Source organism: Pantoea phytobeneficialis (assembly GCF_009728735.1).
Classification (GTDB): domain Bacteria; phylum Pseudomonadota; class Gammaproteobacteria; order Enterobacterales; family Enterobacteriaceae; genus Pantoea; species Pantoea phytobeneficialis.
Genome location: NZ_CP024636.1, coordinates 2474913 through 2491086 on the forward strand (window position 1 = coordinate 2474913; position 16174 = coordinate 2491086).

The 16174-nt window shown below is 54.9% G+C and carries 15 protein-coding genes and 1 riboswitch; of the genes, 10 read left to right on the top strand and 5 right to left on the bottom strand.

The genetic code is table 11. The features are described 5' to 3' along the window. Positions 1 to 9 precede the first annotated feature (9 nt). Positions 10 to 2868 (top strand): bifunctional [glutamate--ammonia ligase]-adenylyl-L-tyrosine phosphorylase/[glutamate--ammonia-ligase] adenylyltransferase, encoded by a 2859-nt coding sequence (glnE, locus tag CTZ24_RS11535; RefSeq protein WP_208723588.1) that lies wholly within the window; start codon positions 10 to 12, stop codon positions 2866 to 2868. 54 nt (positions 2869 to 2922) lie between these two features. After that, a complete protein-coding gene (gene hldE / locus CTZ24_RS11540; RefSeq protein WP_021183461.1) occupies positions 2923 to 4347 on the top strand; it encodes a bifunctional D-glycero-beta-D-manno-heptose-7-phosphate kinase/D-glycero-beta-D-manno-heptose 1-phosphate adenylyltransferase HldE in 1425 nt (474 codons plus the stop codon). A gap of 103 nt (positions 4348 to 4450) precedes the next feature. Here the strand turns inward: hldE and ubiK are convergent, their stop codons facing one another. Then, the gene (gene ubiK / locus CTZ24_RS11545) at positions 4451 to 4735 is read right to left on the bottom strand and encodes a ubiquinone biosynthesis accessory factor UbiK (RefSeq protein WP_208723589.1); all 285 of its coding nucleotides are present in this window, start codon (positions 4733 to 4735) and stop codon (positions 4451 to 4453) included. Between the two features lie 171 nt (positions 4736 to 4906). Next, positions 4907 to 5056: riboswitch (FMN riboswitch) on the top strand. Positions 5057 to 5165: 109 nt separating this feature from the next. On the opposite strand from ubiK, the gene ribB reads away from it, so the two are divergent. Beyond that, positions 5166 to 5822: a 3,4-dihydroxy-2-butanone-4-phosphate synthase gene (gene ribB, locus CTZ24_RS11550; RefSeq protein ID WP_021183459.1), complete on the top strand. Its 657-nt coding sequence runs from the start codon at positions 5166 to 5168 to the stop codon at positions 5820 to 5822. 156 nt (positions 5823 to 5978) lie between these two features. Beyond that, complete coding sequence (ygiD, locus tag CTZ24_RS11555; RefSeq protein WP_208723590.1) at positions 5979 to 6764, top strand: 4,5-DOPA-extradiol-dioxygenase; 786 nt, start codon at positions 5979 to 5981, stop codon at positions 6762 to 6764. Between the two features lie 44 nt (positions 6765 to 6808). Here ygiD and CTZ24_RS11560 read toward each other — a convergent pair whose 3' ends face one another. The 3 genes from CTZ24_RS11560 to tolC all read right to left on the bottom strand — a co-directional run bounded on the left by CTZ24_RS11560 (position 6809) and on the right by tolC (position 10255). Beyond that, on the bottom strand, positions 6809 to 7972 hold the full coding sequence (locus CTZ24_RS11560; RefSeq protein ID WP_021183457.1) for a glutathionylspermidine synthase family protein: 1164 nt from the start codon (positions 7970 to 7972) through the stop codon (positions 6809 to 6811). Positions 7973 to 7980: 8 nt separating this feature from the next. Then, positions 7981 to 8640, bottom strand: a complete 660-nt coding sequence (locus CTZ24_RS11565; protein WP_021183456.1) for a DUF1190 family protein — start codon at positions 8638 to 8640, stop codon at positions 7981 to 7983. A gap of 142 nt (positions 8641 to 8782) precedes the next feature. Then, positions 8783 to 10255, bottom strand: coding sequence for an outer membrane channel protein TolC (gene tolC, locus CTZ24_RS11570; protein ID WP_021183455.1), 1473 nt, complete (start codon positions 10253 to 10255; stop codon positions 8783 to 8785). A gap of 213 nt (positions 10256 to 10468) precedes the next feature. Here tolC and nudF point away from each other — a divergent pair, with 213 nt between their 5' ends. From nudF to CTZ24_RS11600, 6 genes are read left to right on the top strand one after another with little or no spacing between them, the layout of a single operon-like run. Next, positions 10469 to 11104 carry an ADP-ribose diphosphatase gene (gene nudF / locus CTZ24_RS11575; RefSeq protein ID WP_021183454.1) on the top strand — a complete coding sequence of 212 codons (636 nt, stop codon included), beginning with the start codon at positions 10469 to 10471 and terminating at the stop codon, positions 11102 to 11104. Next, positions 11101 to 11526: a DUF1249 family protein gene (locus CTZ24_RS11580; RefSeq protein WP_013510528.1), complete on the top strand. Its 426-nt coding sequence runs from the start codon at positions 11101 to 11103 to the stop codon at positions 11524 to 11526. Before nudF ends, CTZ24_RS11580 begins: the two co-directional genes overlap by 4 nt. Positions 11527 to 11569: 43 nt before the next feature. After that, positions 11570 to 12397 (top strand): 3',5'-cyclic-AMP phosphodiesterase, encoded by an 828-nt coding sequence (gene cpdA / locus CTZ24_RS11585; RefSeq protein ID WP_208723591.1) that lies wholly within the window; start codon positions 11570 to 11572, stop codon positions 12395 to 12397. Between the two features lie 3 nt (positions 12398 to 12400). Next, a complete protein-coding gene (gene yqiA, locus CTZ24_RS11590; protein ID WP_208723592.1) occupies positions 12401 to 12982 on the top strand; it encodes an esterase YqiA in 582 nt (193 codons plus the stop codon). A gap of 47 nt (positions 12983 to 13029) precedes the next feature. Beyond that, positions 13030 to 14925 (top strand): DNA topoisomerase IV subunit B, encoded by a 1896-nt coding sequence (gene parE / locus CTZ24_RS11595; RefSeq protein ID WP_021183451.1) that lies wholly within the window; start codon positions 13030 to 13032, stop codon positions 14923 to 14925. 56 nt (positions 14926 to 14981) lie between these two features. Then, positions 14982 to 15881: a LysR substrate-binding domain-containing protein gene (locus CTZ24_RS11600; protein WP_021183450.1), complete on the top strand. Its 900-nt coding sequence runs from the start codon at positions 14982 to 14984 to the stop codon at positions 15879 to 15881. A gap of 15 nt (positions 15882 to 15896) precedes the next feature. On the opposite strand, the gene CTZ24_RS11605 is transcribed toward CTZ24_RS11600, so the two are convergent. Next, the coding region (locus CTZ24_RS11605) for a transposase (RefSeq protein ID WP_208723593.1) at positions 15897 to 16174 on the bottom strand (278 nt) is incomplete at its 5' end.

Genomic DNA, 16174 nt, shown 5'->3' on the forward strand with positions numbered 1-16174 from the left:
GGAGGGGAGATGTTGTTACCGTTATCCGCGCTGATGCAGGCGCAACTGAACAGTGCGGCAGACAAATTAGGTCTGTCGCCAGACGCACTGACCCCTGAACAGGCAGGCGCGCTCGCATTCAGTGACTTTATTGTCGACAACCTGCAACAGCACCCTAAGTGGTGGCAGCAGTTGCAACAACAACCTCCTCAGCCTGAAGAGTGGCAACACTACGTCGCGTGGCTTAATGACACGCTGGCGGGCATTGATAACGAAAGCGACCTGATGCGCGAGCTACGCCTGTTTCGCCGTCACATGCTGGTGCGAATTGCCTGGATGCAGTGCCTGCAACAGGCCAGCACCAGTGAGAGCCTGCAACAACTGAGCGTACTGGCCGAAACCCTGATTGCGGCCGCACGCGACTGGGTATGGCAGGATTGCTGCCGCGACTTCGGCACCCCCTGCAATGCCGCTGGCGAAGCACAGCCGATGTTGATTCTCGGCATGGGCAAACTGGGCGGTAACGAACTCAACTTTTCCTCAGATATCGACCTGATTTTCGCCTGGCCAGAAAATGGCGTGACGCGCGGTGGCCGGCGTGAACTCGATAATGCCCAGTTCTTTACCCGTATGGGCCAGCGTCTGATCAAAGTACTCGATCAACCCACGGTGGATGGCTTTGTCTATCGTGTGGATATGCGCCTGCGTCCGTTTGGTGACAGCGGTCCACTGGTGCTGAGTTTTGCGGCGCTGGAGGATTACTATCAGGAACAGGGACGTGACTGGGAACGCTATGCCATGGTTAAAGCGCGTTTGATGGGCGATGACCAGGGGCGCTGGAGCCAGGAGTTGCAGCAGATGCTGCGGCCTTTTGTCTATCGCCGCTATATTGATTTCAGCGTCATCCAGTCGCTGCGCAACATGAAGGGAATGATCGCGCGCGAAGTGCGCCGTCGTGGCCTGAAAGACAATATTAAATTGGGTGCGGGTGGTATCCGTGAAACCGAATTTATTGTTCAGGTATTCCAACTGATTCGCGGTGGGCGTGAGCGTTCACTTCAGCTGCGCTCCTTGCTGCCAACGCTGTCAGCCATTGGTGAGCTGGGTTTACTGACGGCACAGCAGGTGGGGCATTTGCGTGAGGCCTATTTGTTTTTACGTCGCCTGGAAAACCTGTTGCAAAGCCTGAATGATGAACAGACTCAAACCCTGCCGGAAAATGCACTGGATCGGCAGCGTCTGGCCTGGGGCATGGGGATGGCGGATTGGACAGCGCTCATTAACCAGCTTGAACGGCATATGGCCGGTGTCCGCGCCATCTTCGATGAACTGATTGGTGATGATACACCCGATATTGATGATCAGCGTGAACTGGCAGAATTCGCGGTGTTATGGCAGGACTCGCTGGAAGAAAGTGAGCTGGCTGTGCTGGTACCGCAGTTGGATGAAACACAGCGACATGCGCTGTTTGAGGCGTTAAACGCCTTTCGCCTGGATGTGGGCCGCCGTACCATTGGGCCGCGCGGTCGTCAGGCGCTTGATCAACTGATGCCGCGTCTGCTCAGCGAGGTGTGTCCGCGCAATGATGCGGCGGTGCTCCTCAATCGCCTGACACCGCTGCTGCTCGGCGTGCTGACGCGCAGTACCTATCTCGAACTGCTGACGGAATATCATGGTGCGTTGCGTCATTTGATTCGCTTGTGTGCCGCTTCGCCCATGGTTGCCAGCCAGTTAGCGCGCTATCCGTTACTGCTGGATGAACTGCTCGATCCGGCAACGTTGTATCAACCCACCGCGACGGATGCCTATCGCGATGAGTTGCGTCAGTATCTGATGCGTATTCCCACCGACGATGAAGAGCAGCAACTGGAAGCATTGCGTCAGTTTAAGCAGGCGCAGCATCTGCGTATCGCCGCAGCCGACATCGCCGAAACGCTACCGGTTATGAAAGTGAGTGATCACTTAACCTGGCTGGCCGAAGCGATGATCGAATCAGTGGTACAACAAGCGTGGAACATGATGGTGCAGCGCTATGGCCGCCCGTCGCATCTGAGTAACGACAACGAGCGCGGTTTTGCGGTTGTCGGTTATGGCAAGCTGGGCGGTTGGGAACTGGGTTATAGCTCAGACCTCGATCTGGTTTTCCTGCATGATTGCCCGGACGATGCGGTCACCGATGGAGAACGATCGATTGATGGGCGCCAGTTTTATCTGCGTCTGGCGCAACGTGTGATGCATCTGTTTAGCACCCGGACCTCTTCAGGCATTTTATATGAAGTAGATGCACGCCTGCGTCCATCAGGCGCGGCCGGGATGTTGGTCAGCACATTCGCTGCTTTCGATGATTATCAACGTAATGAAGCCTGGACCTGGGAGCATCAGGCTCTGGTGCGGGCACGTATTGTGTTTGGCGAACCGGCGTTGTGCGAGCAATTTAATCAGATCCGGCGCGGCATTCTTTGCTTGCCGCGTGATGCCGATACTCTACAGAAAGACGTACGTGAAATGCGTGAAAAAATGCGCGCGCATCTCAGCAACAAACATAAAGGGCGCTGGGAAATTAAAACCGATGAAGGTGGTATCACCGATATTGAATTCATCGCGCAATATCTTGTCTTAGGCTACGCCGCCCGGCAGCCAGCGCTGACCCGTTGGTCAGATAATGTGCGTATCTTTGAGCTGATGGCGCAGCACGACATTATGCCGGAAGAGGAAGCGCGTGCGCTGACGCATGCCTATGTCACGCTGCGTGATGCATTGCATCATCTGGCGTTGCAGGAGTTACCCGGCCATGTGGAGCCGGAAGCCTTCGCGGCAGAGCGCACGACGGTCAACGCCAGCTGGCAGCGCTGGTTAGCTGGGGCTGAATCTGACAGCGCGGAACACTAAGCCATCTGTGCTATTATCCGCGCACTATTTTTATCGCAGTCTGGAGTCTCTGGAATGAAAGTAACACTGCCCGCATTTAACCAAGCCGCTGTGCTGGTTGTCGGTGACGTGATGTTAGACCGCTACTGGTATGGCCCCACCAGCCGTATCTCGCCTGAAGCACCGGTACCGGTGGTGAAAGTGGATACCGTGGAGGAGCGTCCTGGCGGCGCGGCCAACGTTGCGATGAACATTGCAGCGCTGGGGGCGGCTTCACGCCTGATCGGCCTGACCGGTGAAGATGATGCGGCGCGTGTGCTGAGTAACACGTTGCAGCAGGTGAAAGTGGACTGCGATTTTGTGGCGGTTAAAAGCCATCCAACCATCACCAAACTGCGCGTCCTGTCGCGTAATCAGCAGTTGATCCGTCTCGATTTTGAAGAGGGATTTGAACAGGTTGATCCTGAGCCGATCCATCAACGTCTGCGCCAGTCACTGGCACAGGCGGGCGCGCTGGTACTGTCTGACTATGCCAAAGGGGCGTTGAACAGCGTTCAGACCATGATCCAACTGGCGCGGGAAGCTAAAGTGCCGGTATTGATCGACCCGAAAGGCACCGATTTCGCTCGCTATCGCGGGGCGACGCTGCTGACGCCGAACCTGTCAGAGTTTGAAGCGGTGGTGGGTAAGTGCAAAAGCGAAGAAGAGATCGTCAGCCGTGGTATGCAGCTGGTGGCGGATTACGATCTTTCCGCGTTGCTGGTGACCCGTTCTGAAAACGGTATGACCTTGTTGCAGCCGGGTAAAGCACCGCTGCATCTGCCCACTCAGGCACAGGAAGTGTACGACGTGACCGGTGCCGGTGATACGGTAATTGGCGTGCTGGCGGCGGTTCTGGCGGCGGGTGAAAGCCTCGAAGATGCCTGTTTCCTTGCGAACGCGGCGGCCGGTGTCGTGGTGGGTAAATTGGGTACTTCAACCGTGAGCACTGTCGAGCTGGAAAACGCCATTCACGCCCGCCCGGATAGCGGCTTTGGTGTGATGAACGAAGCGCAGTTAAAAGCGGCGGTGGCACAGGCGCGTCAGCGTGGTGAGAAAGTGGTGATGACCAACGGCGTGTTCGACATTCTGCATGCCGGGCACGTATCTTATCTGGCCAATGCCCGCAAGCTGGGCGATCGTCTGATTGTGGCCGTCAACAGCGATGCTTCGACCAAACGTTTGAAAGGCGAAACGCGTCCGGTTAACCCCTTGGAAAACCGTATGATCGTCCTGGGCGCACTGGAAGCGGTAGATTGGGTCGTCTCATTTGAAGAAGACACGCCGCAGCGTCTGATCGCTGAAGTGTTGCCAGACCTGCTGGTGAAAGGTGGCGACTACAAGCCAGAAGATATCGCGGGTAGCAAAGAAGTGTGGGCCAACGGCGGCGACGTGCGGGTGCTCAACTTTGAAGATGGTATCTCCACCACCAATATCATCAAGACTATTCGCAGCCATTAAGCTGCCAGATGTCACGTAGCGGCGCGATTTATCGCGCGTATTGTTGACTGCGTTAAAGTCAAAGACGCGCGATAAATCGCGCCGCTACGGTTTTTTTAATTGATCATTTTGTTTCTTCTGGCTTAACCACATCGGCGGCTGGTGGCGTGCTGCGGCTTTCCAGTTGGGCCAGACGCTGTTCCAGCGCGGCCAGTTTCTCACGGGTGCGTAGCAACACCTGCGTCTGCACATCAAACTCTTCACGGTTAACCAGGTCCATACGGGTTAATTGTGCCTGCAAAACCTGACGAATTTTCTTTTCGACATCGTCGCCAAATTCGCGAATGCCTTTCGGCATGGCTTCATGCACCTGGCGGGCCAGTTGTTCAATTTTTTTCGTGTCGATCATGATAATTTCCTGGTTACGGGGGCCGATGACAGCGCGTATTCGGTCTTAATAAGCATTAAGTGTAATGCCAGAAACGAAAAGGTTAAACCTGAAATCTGCACCGCAGGAAATGCAAAAGCATTTGCGCTTTTGTTGATTGCCCGACCAGGTGATTGGCGTTATAGTGACTTCGCTTATTCTCAGGGCGGGGCGAAATTCCCCACCGGCGGTAAATCAGCTTCGGCTGAAAGCCCGCGAGCGCTTTCGCTGCAAAGTGAAAGGTCAGCAGATCCGGTGTAATTCCGGGGCCGACGGTTAAAGTCCGGATGGGAGAGGGTAACGACATCAAACGGGCTATGCCCGTGTCACGTTATTGCCATGTGTTTTAAACGCACTCCTAAGCTCGCCCTGATTCTGGTAACTCATATTTTTTAAATAAAGGTTTTTTACCATGAATCAGACGCTACTTTCTGAATTTGGCACGCCGGAACAGCGTGTAGAACGTGCTATCGAGTCACTGCGTAATGGTCGCGGTGTGATGGTACTGGACGATGAAAATCGTGAAAATGAAGGCGACATGATCTTTGCCGCTGAAACCATGACCGTTGAGCAGATGGCGCTGACGATTCGCCACGGCAGCGGGATTGTGTGCCTCTGCCTCACCGAAGAACGCCGTCAGCAACTCGACCTTCCGATGATGGTGGACAACAACACCAGCTCATTCGGCACCGGTTTTACCGTGACCATCGAAGCAGCACAGGGTGTGACGACCGGTGTTTCCGCCAAAGACCGTATCACCACCATCCGTACTGCTATCGCTGATAATGCGAAACCGAGTGACCTGAACCGTCCTGGCCATGTTTTCCCGCTGCGCGCCCGTGAAGGCGGCGTGCTGGCACGCGGTGGTCACACTGAAGCGACCATCGATCTGGTCACCCTGGCGGGTTTCAAACCTGCCGGCGTACTGTGCGAACTGACCAATGATGACGGCAGCATGGCGCATGCGCCGGAAGCGATTGTGTTCGCTAAACAGCATGATATGCCTGTGGTGACGATTGAAGATCTGGTGGCGTATCGCCGTCAGCATGAAACACGTCACGCCAGCTAAGCTGCGTGGACTGAGAAAAAGGCTGGATCGATGATCCGGCCTTTTTTTTCATTCAAATTCTCTGATAAAGATCATCATGGTTATCAGCGTTAATCCTGACGTAAATCAGCGTATCGTAATGATTAATAAATCGGCACTTTTGTCAGAGGATTAATCATGAGCAACACCCGCATGCCAGCCCTGTTTCTTGGTCACGGCAGCCCGATGAACGTACTGGAAGATAACCGCTATACCCAAGCCTGGCAGAAACTGGGGGCGACTTTACCGCGCCCACGCGCCATCCTGGCGGTTTCGGCGCATTGGTACACCCGCGGCACTGCGGTGACGGCGATGAGCAATCCACGCACCATCCACGATTTCGGTGGCTTTCCGCAGGCGCTGTTTGATGTGCGCTACCCGGCCCCCGGGTCACCAGAACTGGCACAGGAAGTCGCGGAGCTGCTGTCACCGGTGATGGTGCATCTCGATCAGGAATGGGGATTTGATCACGGGTCCTGGGGGGTGCTGGCAAAAATGTACCCGGAGGCGGATATCCCGGTGGTACAGCTGAGTGTCGATGGGACTAAACCTCCCGCCTGGCATTTTGAGTTGGGCCGCAAGTTGGCCGCATTGCGCGAGAGTGGCGTGATGATTGTTGCCAGCGGTAACGTGGTACATAACCTGCGTATGTTGCGTTGGGAAGGCGCTACCGAAGCCTACCCGTGGGCGGAAAGTTTCAACCAATATGTGCTGGATAACCTGAATTATCAGGGTGAAATTACGTCACATCCGCTGGTTAATTACCTGCAACACGAAGGCGCGAAACTATCGAACCCAACACCGGATCATTATCTGCCGCTGTTGTATGTGCTGGGCGCACGTCACGAAGATGAAGGCGTTTCTATTCCGGTGGAAGGAATGGAGATGGGTGCCATCAGCATGTTGTCGGTGCAAGTGGGATAAAAGTCGTGTTGCATCGCGGCGCGAGACATGGCGCCGCGATGAAGTTACTCAATAAAGGTATGCGGATAGAAGCGTGACAGATCCTGGGTGATCAGCGCGCGATCCTCGCGGATACCGATCCCGGCGGGTTGATCGTCAATCAACCAGCTACCAATCAACGTGTAGCTATCACCAAATTTCGGTAGCGGGTGGAACTGCTGCACAATCATACCCTCTTCACCGTAAGGCCCATCAGCTCGCGCGATTTCCTGTCCGTGCTCGATGATACGGATATTGGCCCCTTCGCGTGAAAACAGCGGTTTCACCACATATTTATCCATCTGCGGCACATTGGCGGCATCGGCGAAATAGGCAGGCAACAAATTAGGATGGTTGGGGAACATCTCCCACAGCAAAGGCAGCAACGCTTTGTTGGAAATGATGCTCTTCCATGCCGGTTCCAGCCAGCGCACACCAGCATCTGCCAGTTTGGTGGAGAACATCTCGCGCAGCATAAATTCCCACGGGTACAGCTTGAACAGGTTGCTGATCACCTGATCATTGACGTCAGTAAACTGCCCCTTTTCACCCAGGCCAATCTCGTCGATGTAGAGGAATTCACTCGGCAGCCCGGCTTCGGTCGCACAATCCTGCAAATATTGCACGGTGGCGCGATCCTCTTCGGTATCACGACAGCAGGCAAAGTGCAGCCAGTTAAAACCATGCTGTTGATGCAGCGCGGCAAAGCGCTCAATCAACTTCTCTTGCAGGCTATTAAACTGATCGCTACCTTGCGGCAGGTTGCCTGCATTGAGCTGATCTTCCAGCCAGATCCATTGGAAAAAAGCGGCTTCATACAGCGAGGTTGGCGTGTCGGCATTATTTTCCAACAGCTTGGCATCACCTTTGCCATCCCAGGCAAGATCGAGACGTGAATAAAGCGACGGCTGGCGTAATTTCCACGAATCACGCACAAAATCCCAGGTGTGTTTAGGAATGCAGAAGCGGGTGAGCAGCGCTTCGCTGTTCACCACTTTTTCTACCACTTGCAGGCACATTTGATGCAGTTCGGCGGTGGTGTCTTCCAGTTGCTCAACTTGCGCCAGCGTGAACTGGTAATACGCTTCTTCACACCAGTATGGCTCGCCGTGCATGGTATGAAACTGAAAACCATACTCGGTGGCTTTTGCGCGCCAGTCCGGGCGTTCGGTAATGGCAATACGTTGCATGGTGCGGCTTAGCCTCCCAGCGAGCGAGAGCTGGTACCGGTGGCACTGCTACGCTGCATGGTATTTTGCTTCGCTACGGTTTCACCAAAGCCGCCACGGGTGATGGTCGAGGTCGTCGCGGGTTTGGGGGCCAGGGCGGTTTTCGGCACGGTCATGGTGCGGCCAGAGGTGGCGGAACCGTAGTTTTTGCCAGACGCATCAACAAACTGGCCGTTAGCCGGGCTATTGGGGGTTTTGGGCGAGAACAACGGCTGCTGCGCAAATCCGGCACCACCACCCATCATACGACCCATCATATAACCTGCCATCAGCGGCATCCAGAAGCTGCCACTTTGTTGGGCTTCGGCATTGGTGCCTGCCTGCGCCGGGGTTTGCTGACATTGGTTTTCACCAAACTCCGCCACACAATCTTCACGCGTCGCATATTTTGGCGCGGTGCGTTCCGCTTCTTTCAATGCGTTGTTGTAGGCAGTGGTACATTGCGCGCTCTGGCTCGGATTAGCCTTGCTGCAATCATCCGCATTCTGGTACAGCGAAACTGTTTCATCGCTCTGTTCGCAGCCAGCCAGCATAAACACTGCGGTTACCGCGAGTGCAACGGGCGTCAAATGGCGCGCCTGCCAGCTTTTGCGAAAAGCGGCATGTCTAATGTTTTTAGTCCGTTTCATTTGTTTTCATCCTGTGCCCAAAGGTGACGCTTAGGATAGGGGATGAGTGGTGGAAATTGAAGCGACAGGCCGGGCAGTAAGGGGATCTTTACGTAGCTATACGTTTGAATGAGAAAGGGGCCGCTTGCGGCCCCGGAATGGCTTAGTTACTGAAAGGATTGCTGGTGCTACGTGCCGCTGCCGGACGCGCTTTAGCGGCGGCAGATGCAGAAGACGCTTTAGGACCATTATCTACGCTGGCTGCCTGCTGCGAGTTTTCCGGCGCTACCGTTTCCGGCGAGGTGGATGTCTCTTTACCAAGCTGGCCGTTCAGCAGTTGCAGATCCTGCTCGTTGAGCGTGCCCAGCGCATATTTAATATTGAGCTGATTGATCATGTAGTTATAACGCGCATCCGCTAACTGCTGCTTCGCGTTATACAGCGTCGTGGTGGCATCTAACACATCAACAATGGTACGTGTACCCACCTGATAACCGGCTTCCATCGCATCCAGAGAACTTTGTGAAGACACGACAGCCTGTTTGTAGGCATCGATGCTACTGATCGAGGCGTTCACGTTGTTAAAGGAGGAACGCACGGTCTGAATGGCGCTGCGATGGGCGCTTTCCAACTGCTCGCTGGCGCTGACAAAACTGTACTGCGCCTGTTTCACCTGCGAAGTCACCGAACCACCGCTATACAGCGGCAGGGAGAAGCTCAGACCCACCTGATTAGAACCGGTGATGGAATCAGAAGTGCTGGAGCTTTGATTCGCACGGCTACCGCCGTATTTACTGTTCGACATACCGGTCGAGGCAGTCAGATCCAGTGTCGGCATATGGCCGGTTTCCGCAGAGCGGATTTGCTCACGCGCCAGATCCTGACTCAGGCGTGCAGACAACAGGCTGAGGTTGCGGCTTTCAGCCTCTTTTAACAGCGAACTAACGGCATCCGGACGTTTTGTTTTGAAGCGGTCAATATTCAGCTCCGCCAGCGACAGGTAATCCATGCCGGTGATCTGGCGCAACGCTTCGACAGCGTTATCGAGGGTGTTACGGGCGGTCACTTCGCTCGCCAGAACGCTGTCGTACTGCGCGCGGGCGTTCTGCACGTCGGTGATAGCAACCAGACCGACATTAAAGCGTTGTGTTGTCTGATCCAGTTCACGATAAATCGACTGTTTCTGCGCTTCGGTATAAGAAAGGGTATCAATGGCGTTCAGTACATTAAAGTAGGCGGTAGCGGTGTTCAGAATCAGATCCTGTTGGGCGATCTGATAAGTGACATCCTGAATACCGGCAGTTTTTTCCTGCAACGTCAGAGCACGCCATTTCGACATATCGAAAATCGTTTGCGTTAATTGCAGTGATGCGCTGGTCGTGTTGGAATGAAGGCCGCTGCTGTCGCGGAAACCATTGTTATAGGTATAATCTGCACCCAGGCCTAATTGCGGCAGTAACGGGCTGCGCGCTTCATTAATTTTCTCAAAAGCTGCATCGCGATCGGCGGCAGCAGAACGCAGTGTCGGGTTACTTAAACGCGCCTGCTGATAAACCTGCAGCAGGTTCTCTGCCTGGCTGGCAAGGCTGAAACCGCCCAGGCTCAGTCCAATAAAAAGTGGGAGCAGTTTTTTCATTTGCATTCCTTTTGTTGCAGCAAATTGCACTGGTAGCGCTGCAGGTAAGCCAAAAAATAATCGCCGATTCTAGCAGAGACGGCGCGACAGATAAGTTGGCTGAACGTGCCTTCTTCCTCTAATTTACGTAAATAATTCAGAAAGAACCACTCGGACGGAGCACAAGGGTTGGCTTTTCTTCGCTCCATCCCAATCTGCATAAGGAGCCAGAAGATGGCGGATAAAAAAAAATCCCCTGTGACTTTCACAAAAAACGATGTAGAAATTATTGCACGCGAAACACTTTACGACGGTTTTTTTTCCATTGTTCGCTATCGTTTCCGTCACCGTCTTTTTAATGGCGAAATGAGTGGTGAAGTGCAACGCGAAGTTTTTGAGCGCGGCCATGCTGCCGTACTGCTACCCTATGATCCCCTGCGTGATGAAGTTGTGCTGATCGAACAGATCCGCATCCCGGCGCTTGACTCCAGTGCAACGCCCTGGCTGCTGGAGATGGTGGCCGGCATCATTGAACCGGGTGAAACCACGGAGCAGGTGGCGCGTCGCGAAGCCGTTGAAGAAGCGGGCCTCAAGGTTGGGCGCACCAAACCGATAGTGAGTTACCTTGCCAGTCCGGGCGGCACTTCGGAACGCCTGTCGATCCTGGTGGGAGAAGTGGATGCCAGCCAGGCAGAGGGAAATCACGGGCTGGAGGAAGAGAATGAGGATATTCTTGTCCATGTGGTGAGCCGCGAACAGGCTTATCGCTGGGTGGAAGAGGGGATTATCGATAACGCAGCGTCTGTCATCGCCTTGCAATGGCTGGCGTTGCACCATGAAAAACTAAGAGAAGAGTGGAAGCCAAAATGAGACAGCGCTATACCCCTGACTTTCCCGAAATGATGCGCCTGTGCGAAACCAATTTCGCCCAGTTACGCCGCCTGCTGCCAAAAAGCGATGAGGCAGGTGCTTCGGTGACCTATCAGGTGAATGGCGCCAGTTATCAGCTGACCATCGAGGAATCCACCCGTTACACTACGTTGGTGGAAATCCGCCAGGTCGCACCGGCGGTGAGTTACTGGAGTCTGCCGTCGATGTCGGTACGGCTCTACCATGATGCGATGGTCGCTGAAGTGTGTTCCACTCAGCAGATCTATCGTTTTAAAGCGCGCTATGATTACCCTAATAAAAAACTGCATCAGCGCGATGAAAAACATCAGATAAACCAGTTCCTTGCGGATTGGTTACGCTATTGTCTGGCGCACGGTGCTGTGGCACTGCCCGTTTGCTGATAGCGTATAATGCGCGCAATGGCGTGGAGATTAAGGAAACGCTTTGGATAGCCTGCTAACTCTTTCTGCGGCGAGTGGGGCCGATATCAGGATTTTACAAATCACGGATACCCATCTTTTCGCGGGAAAACACCAATCGCTGCTTGGGGTGAACACCTGGTCAAGTTTTGATGCGGTGCTGGATGCCATAGAGGCCCAGCAACGCGATTACGACCTGATTATCGCCACGGGTGATCTTGCTCAGGACCATTCGGTCGAAGCTTATCAGCATTTCGTGGCGGGCATTGCGCGCCTGCCTAAACCCTGCGTCTGGTTGCCGGGCAACCACGATTTCCAACCTGCGATGGTCAACACGCTGGCCGATGCAGGGATTGCAGCAGACAAACATGTGCTGCTGGGGGATCACTGGCAACTGGTGCTGCTGGATAGTCAGGTGTTTGGGGTGCCGCATGGCATGTTGAGCGAATATCAGCTGGAATGGCTGGAAAAAACGCTGGCAAAATTCCCGGAACGGCATACGTTGGTGTTGTTGCACCACCATCCATTGGCCTCAGGATGTACCTGGTTGGATCAACACAGCCTGCGCAATCCTCACCAACTGGAAGCGGTGCTACAGAACTTTCCGCGCGCGCGGAATCTGGTGTGTGGTCACATTCATCAGGAGCTGGATCTCGACTGGCATGGCCGCCGGGTGCTGGCGACACCTTCCACCTGCGTGCAGTTCAAACCGCATTGTACTAACTTCACCATAGATACCGTGGCGCCAGGATGGCGTTGGTTTACGCTCAAGTCGGATGGCACTTTGCACACCGAAGTGAACCGTTTGCAAAGTGAGGAATTCCGGCCTGATCTTGACTCTGAGGGCTACTAAACGATGGCGGCACTGATTTATCTGCACGGATTCAACAGTTCACCGCTCTCAGCAAAAGCCACGCAGCTACAGCATTGGATGCAGCAACACCATCCGGCGGTTGAGGTGATTGTGCCGCAACTGCCACCGTTCCCGGCAGATGCCGCCCTGATGCTCGAAGATATGGTTTTACAGCACTCGGGTGAGACGCTGGGTCTGGTCGGATCTTCGCTTGGCGGTTATCTCGCCACCTGGTTATCACAATGTTTTATGCTGCCAGCGGTGGTGGTCAATCCCGCCGTTCGGCCCTTTGAACTGCTGGTGGATTATCTCGGTGAGAACCGGAATCCCTACACCGGTCAGCAATATGTGTTAGAGTCACGCCACATTTACGATCTGAAAGTAATGCAGATTGACCCTCTGGAAGCGCCCGATCTAATCTGGCTGCTGCAACAGACCGGCGATGAAGTGCTCGACTACCGTCAGGCGCTGGATTATTACAGCGCGTGCCGTCAGACGGTCGAAGAGGGCGGCAATCATGCTTTTATCGGATTCGAACGCCATTTTGCGCAGATTGTTGATTTTCTTGGGCTAAACCACCCTTGAGAACTGCGTAGTGTGCCAATATTCATATTGCTAATCAGACAGTTACGATGAGCCAATCAAGTTATAATGCCGATGCCATTGAGGTCCTGACCGGCCTTGAACCTGTACGTCGTCGTCCTGGCATGTACACCGACACCACGCGCCCAAACCATCTGGGCCAGGAAGTGATCGATAACAGCGTCGATGAAGCGCTGGCTGGCCACGCCAAACGGGTTGAAGTGATTTTGCATGCTGACCAGTCACTGGAAGTCATTGATGACGGCCGTGGTATGCCGGTTGATATCCACCCGGAAGAAGGGGTGCCGGCGGTTGAGCTGATCCTTTGCCGACTGCATGCGGGCGGTAAATTCTCCAACAAAAACTACCAGTTCTCCGGTGGCCTGCATGGCGTGGGGATCTCGGTGGTTAACGCCCTGTCAAAACGTGTTGAAGTCACGGTGCGCCGCAACGGCGAAATCTACAACATCGCGTTTGAGAATGGCGACAAAGTACAGGATTTGCACGTTACCGGTACGGTAGCGAAGCGCAACACCGGGACCAGCGTACACTTCTGGCCGGATGAAAGTTTCTTCGACAGCCCCCGCTTTTCCGTTTCCCGCCTGAGCCATCTGCTGAAAGCCAAAGCAGTGCTTTGCCCGGGCGTGGAGATTGTGTTTAAAGATCAGGTCAACAACACCGAGCAGAGCTGGTGCTATCAGGATGGTCTGACCGACTACCTGTGTGAGGCGGTAAACGGCCTGCCGACGCTGCCGGAAAAACCCTTTGTCGGCAGCTTTGCCGGTGATGTGGAAGCGGTTGACTGGGCGCTGCTGTGGCTGCCGGAAGGCGGTGAGCTGCTGACGGAAAGCTACGTCAACCTGATCCCGACCATGCAGGGCGGTACGCATGTCAACGGCCTGCGTCAGGGGCTGTTGGATGCGATGCGTGAATTCTGTGAATTTCGCAATATCCTGCCGCGCGGCGTGAAACTCTCAGCGGAAGATATCTGGGATCGCTGTGCCTATGTGTTGTCGGTGAAAATGCAGGACCCGCAATTCGCCGGGCAGACCAAAGAACGTTTGTCTTCGCGCCAGTGTGCGGCCTTTGTGTCGGCGGTGGTGAAAGATGCCTTCAGCCTGTGGCTGAACCAGAACGTGCAGGCCGCAGAACAGCTGGCGGAGCTGGCGATTTCCAGCGCCCAGCGTCGTATGCGTGCGGCGAAAAAAGTGGTGCGTAAAAAACTCACCAGCGGTCCGGCACTGCCGGGTAAGCTGGCAGACTGTACCGCCCAGGATCTGAATAAAACCGAACTGTTCCTGGTCGAAGGTGACTCCGCAGGCGGATCGGCCAAGCAGGCGCGCGATCGTGAATATCAGGCGATCATGCCGCTGAAAGGTAAGATCCTGAACACCTGGGAAGTGTCTTCTGATGAAGTGCTGGCCTCGCAGGAAGTGCATGATATCTCGGTGGCGATCGGTATCGATCCTGACAGCGACGATCTCAGCCAACTGCGTTACGGCAAGATCTGTATCCTCGCGGATGCGGATTCCGATGGTTTGCACATCGCCACCCTGCTGTGTGCGCTGTTTGTGAAGCATTTCCGCACCCTGGTCCAGAATGGCCACGTCTATGTCGCGATGCCGCCGCTGTACCGTATCGATCTCGGCAAAGAAGTGTATTACGCACTGGATGAAGACGAGAAAGAAGGTGTGCTGGAGCAGCTGAAGCGCAAGAAAGGCAAGCCAAACGTTCAGCGCTTTAAAGGTCTGGGTGAGATGAACCCGCTGCAACTGCGCGAAACCACGCTTGATCCTAACACCCGCCGTCTGGTACAGCTCACCGTCAGCGATGACGATGTGGAGCAGACGCTGCGCGTGATGGACATGTTGCTGGCGAAGAAGCGTTCCGAGGACCGCCGTAACTGGCTGCAAGAAAAAGGCGATTTAGCCGACATCGAAGTTTAAGAAATCAGGGCGCTGCGGCGCCCTTTTTTATCGGCAACGCTGAAAGGAAGTAACGTGTGAAGATCACGCTGGAAGAACTACGCGCCTGGGTTACGGTGGTGGATACCGGGTCAATTACCAGCGCCGCTGAGCAACTGCAACAGACCAGTTCCGGTATCAGCCGTGCACTGAGTCGTCTTGAGAGCAAGCTCGAAACCACGCTGCTGCATCGTACCACACGTCGTCTGGCGTTAACGGAAGAGGGGCAAATCTTCCTCGAACATGCGCGCCAGATCCTCGCCTCCGTTGAGCTGGCGGAGGAACAAATCGCCCAACGACGTGATGTTCCCGCCGGGCGTTTACGCGTCAACGCGGCCGCTCCCTTTATGTTGCATGTGATTGTGCCGCTGGTGGACGCCTTTCGTCAGCGTTTCCCGCAGATTCAGCTGGAACTGAATACCGACGATATCGTGATTGATCTGCTGGAGCAGCAAACCGATATCGCGATTCGTGTCGGCGAATTACGTGATTCCTCGCTGCGCGCGCGGGTACTGGGCAGCAGCGCGATCCGCCTGCTGGCCAGCCCGGCTTATCTGGCAAAACACGGCATGCCGGAGACGGTAGCCAGTCTGCACGATCATCAACTGCTGGGGTTCAGCCAGTTGGAGGCGCACAATGTCTGGCCGGTGTGGCAGCAGGAAGGCGAATTTCTGCGCGTCAAACCCACGCTGTCGGCATCGAGCGGTGAAACCCTGCGTCAACTGGCGCTGGCCGGTCAGGGCATCGTGCGATTATCCGATTTTGTCAGTCGCGGCGACCGCGTCAGTGGCAGGCTGGTACAGGTGTTGGAAGCGGAAACGCGTGAACTGCGGCTGCCGATTCACGCGGTGTACTACCGCAATCAGTCGCTGGCCTCACGGATTAGCTGTTTTCTGGATTTTTTGCGCGAACAAATCGAAGAGAAAGGCTTACTGTAGCTACCGTCTTGAACGTCAAGCGGTAGCTGCGTAATTTTCATCCCACTTCATCCGCGTTTTCAGCACCCCGAAGCACTGATGAACCAGCTTGCGCATCACCGCTCCAAGCGCGGCCTTGCTGGCTTTGCCCTTCGCGATTAGCCTCTGGTACAGCGCCTTCGCCGGGGCATTCCACCTGATCGCTACGATCGCCGCCATATACAGTTTCGCCCTTACGTCTGCCGGGCCTGTTTTTGACATCCGCGCACGCCCCCTGACTGAGCTCCCGGACGTTTTTTCCACCGGTACCACAC

Coding starts and splice junctions, on each gene's coding strand:
- glnE (WP_208723588.1), top strand. CDS start 10: ATGTTGTTACCGTTATCCGCGCTGATGCAGGCGCAACTGAACAGTGCG.
- hldE (WP_021183461.1), top strand. CDS start 2,923: ATGAAAGTAACACTGCCCGCATTTAACCAAGCCGCTGTGCTGGTTGTC.
- ubiK (WP_208723589.1), bottom strand. CDS start 4,735: ATGATCGACACGAAAAAAATTGAACAACTGGCCCGCCAGGTGCATGAA.
- ribB (WP_021183459.1), top strand. CDS start 5,166: ATGAATCAGACGCTACTTTCTGAATTTGGCACGCCGGAACAGCGTGTA.
- ygiD (WP_208723590.1), top strand. CDS start 5,979: ATGAGCAACACCCGCATGCCAGCCCTGTTTCTTGGTCACGGCAGCCCG.
- CTZ24_RS11560 (WP_021183457.1), bottom strand. CDS start 7,972: ATGCAACGTATTGCCATTACCGAACGCCCGGACTGGCGCGCAAAAGCC.
- CTZ24_RS11565 (WP_021183456.1), bottom strand. CDS start 8,640: ATGAAACGGACTAAAAACATTAGACATGCCGCTTTTCGCAAAAGCTGG.
- tolC (WP_021183455.1), bottom strand. CDS start 10,255: ATGAAAAAACTGCTCCCACTTTTTATTGGACTGAGCCTGGGCGGTTTC.
- nudF (WP_021183454.1), top strand. CDS start 10,469: ATGGCGGATAAAAAAAAATCCCCTGTGACTTTCACAAAAAACGATGTA.
- CTZ24_RS11580 (WP_013510528.1), top strand. CDS start 11,101: ATGAGACAGCGCTATACCCCTGACTTTCCCGAAATGATGCGCCTGTGC.
- yqiA (WP_208723592.1), top strand. CDS start 12,401: ATGGCGGCACTGATTTATCTGCACGGATTCAACAGTTCACCGCTCTCA.
- parE (WP_021183451.1), top strand. CDS start 13,030: ATGAGCCAATCAAGTTATAATGCCGATGCCATTGAGGTCCTGACCGGC.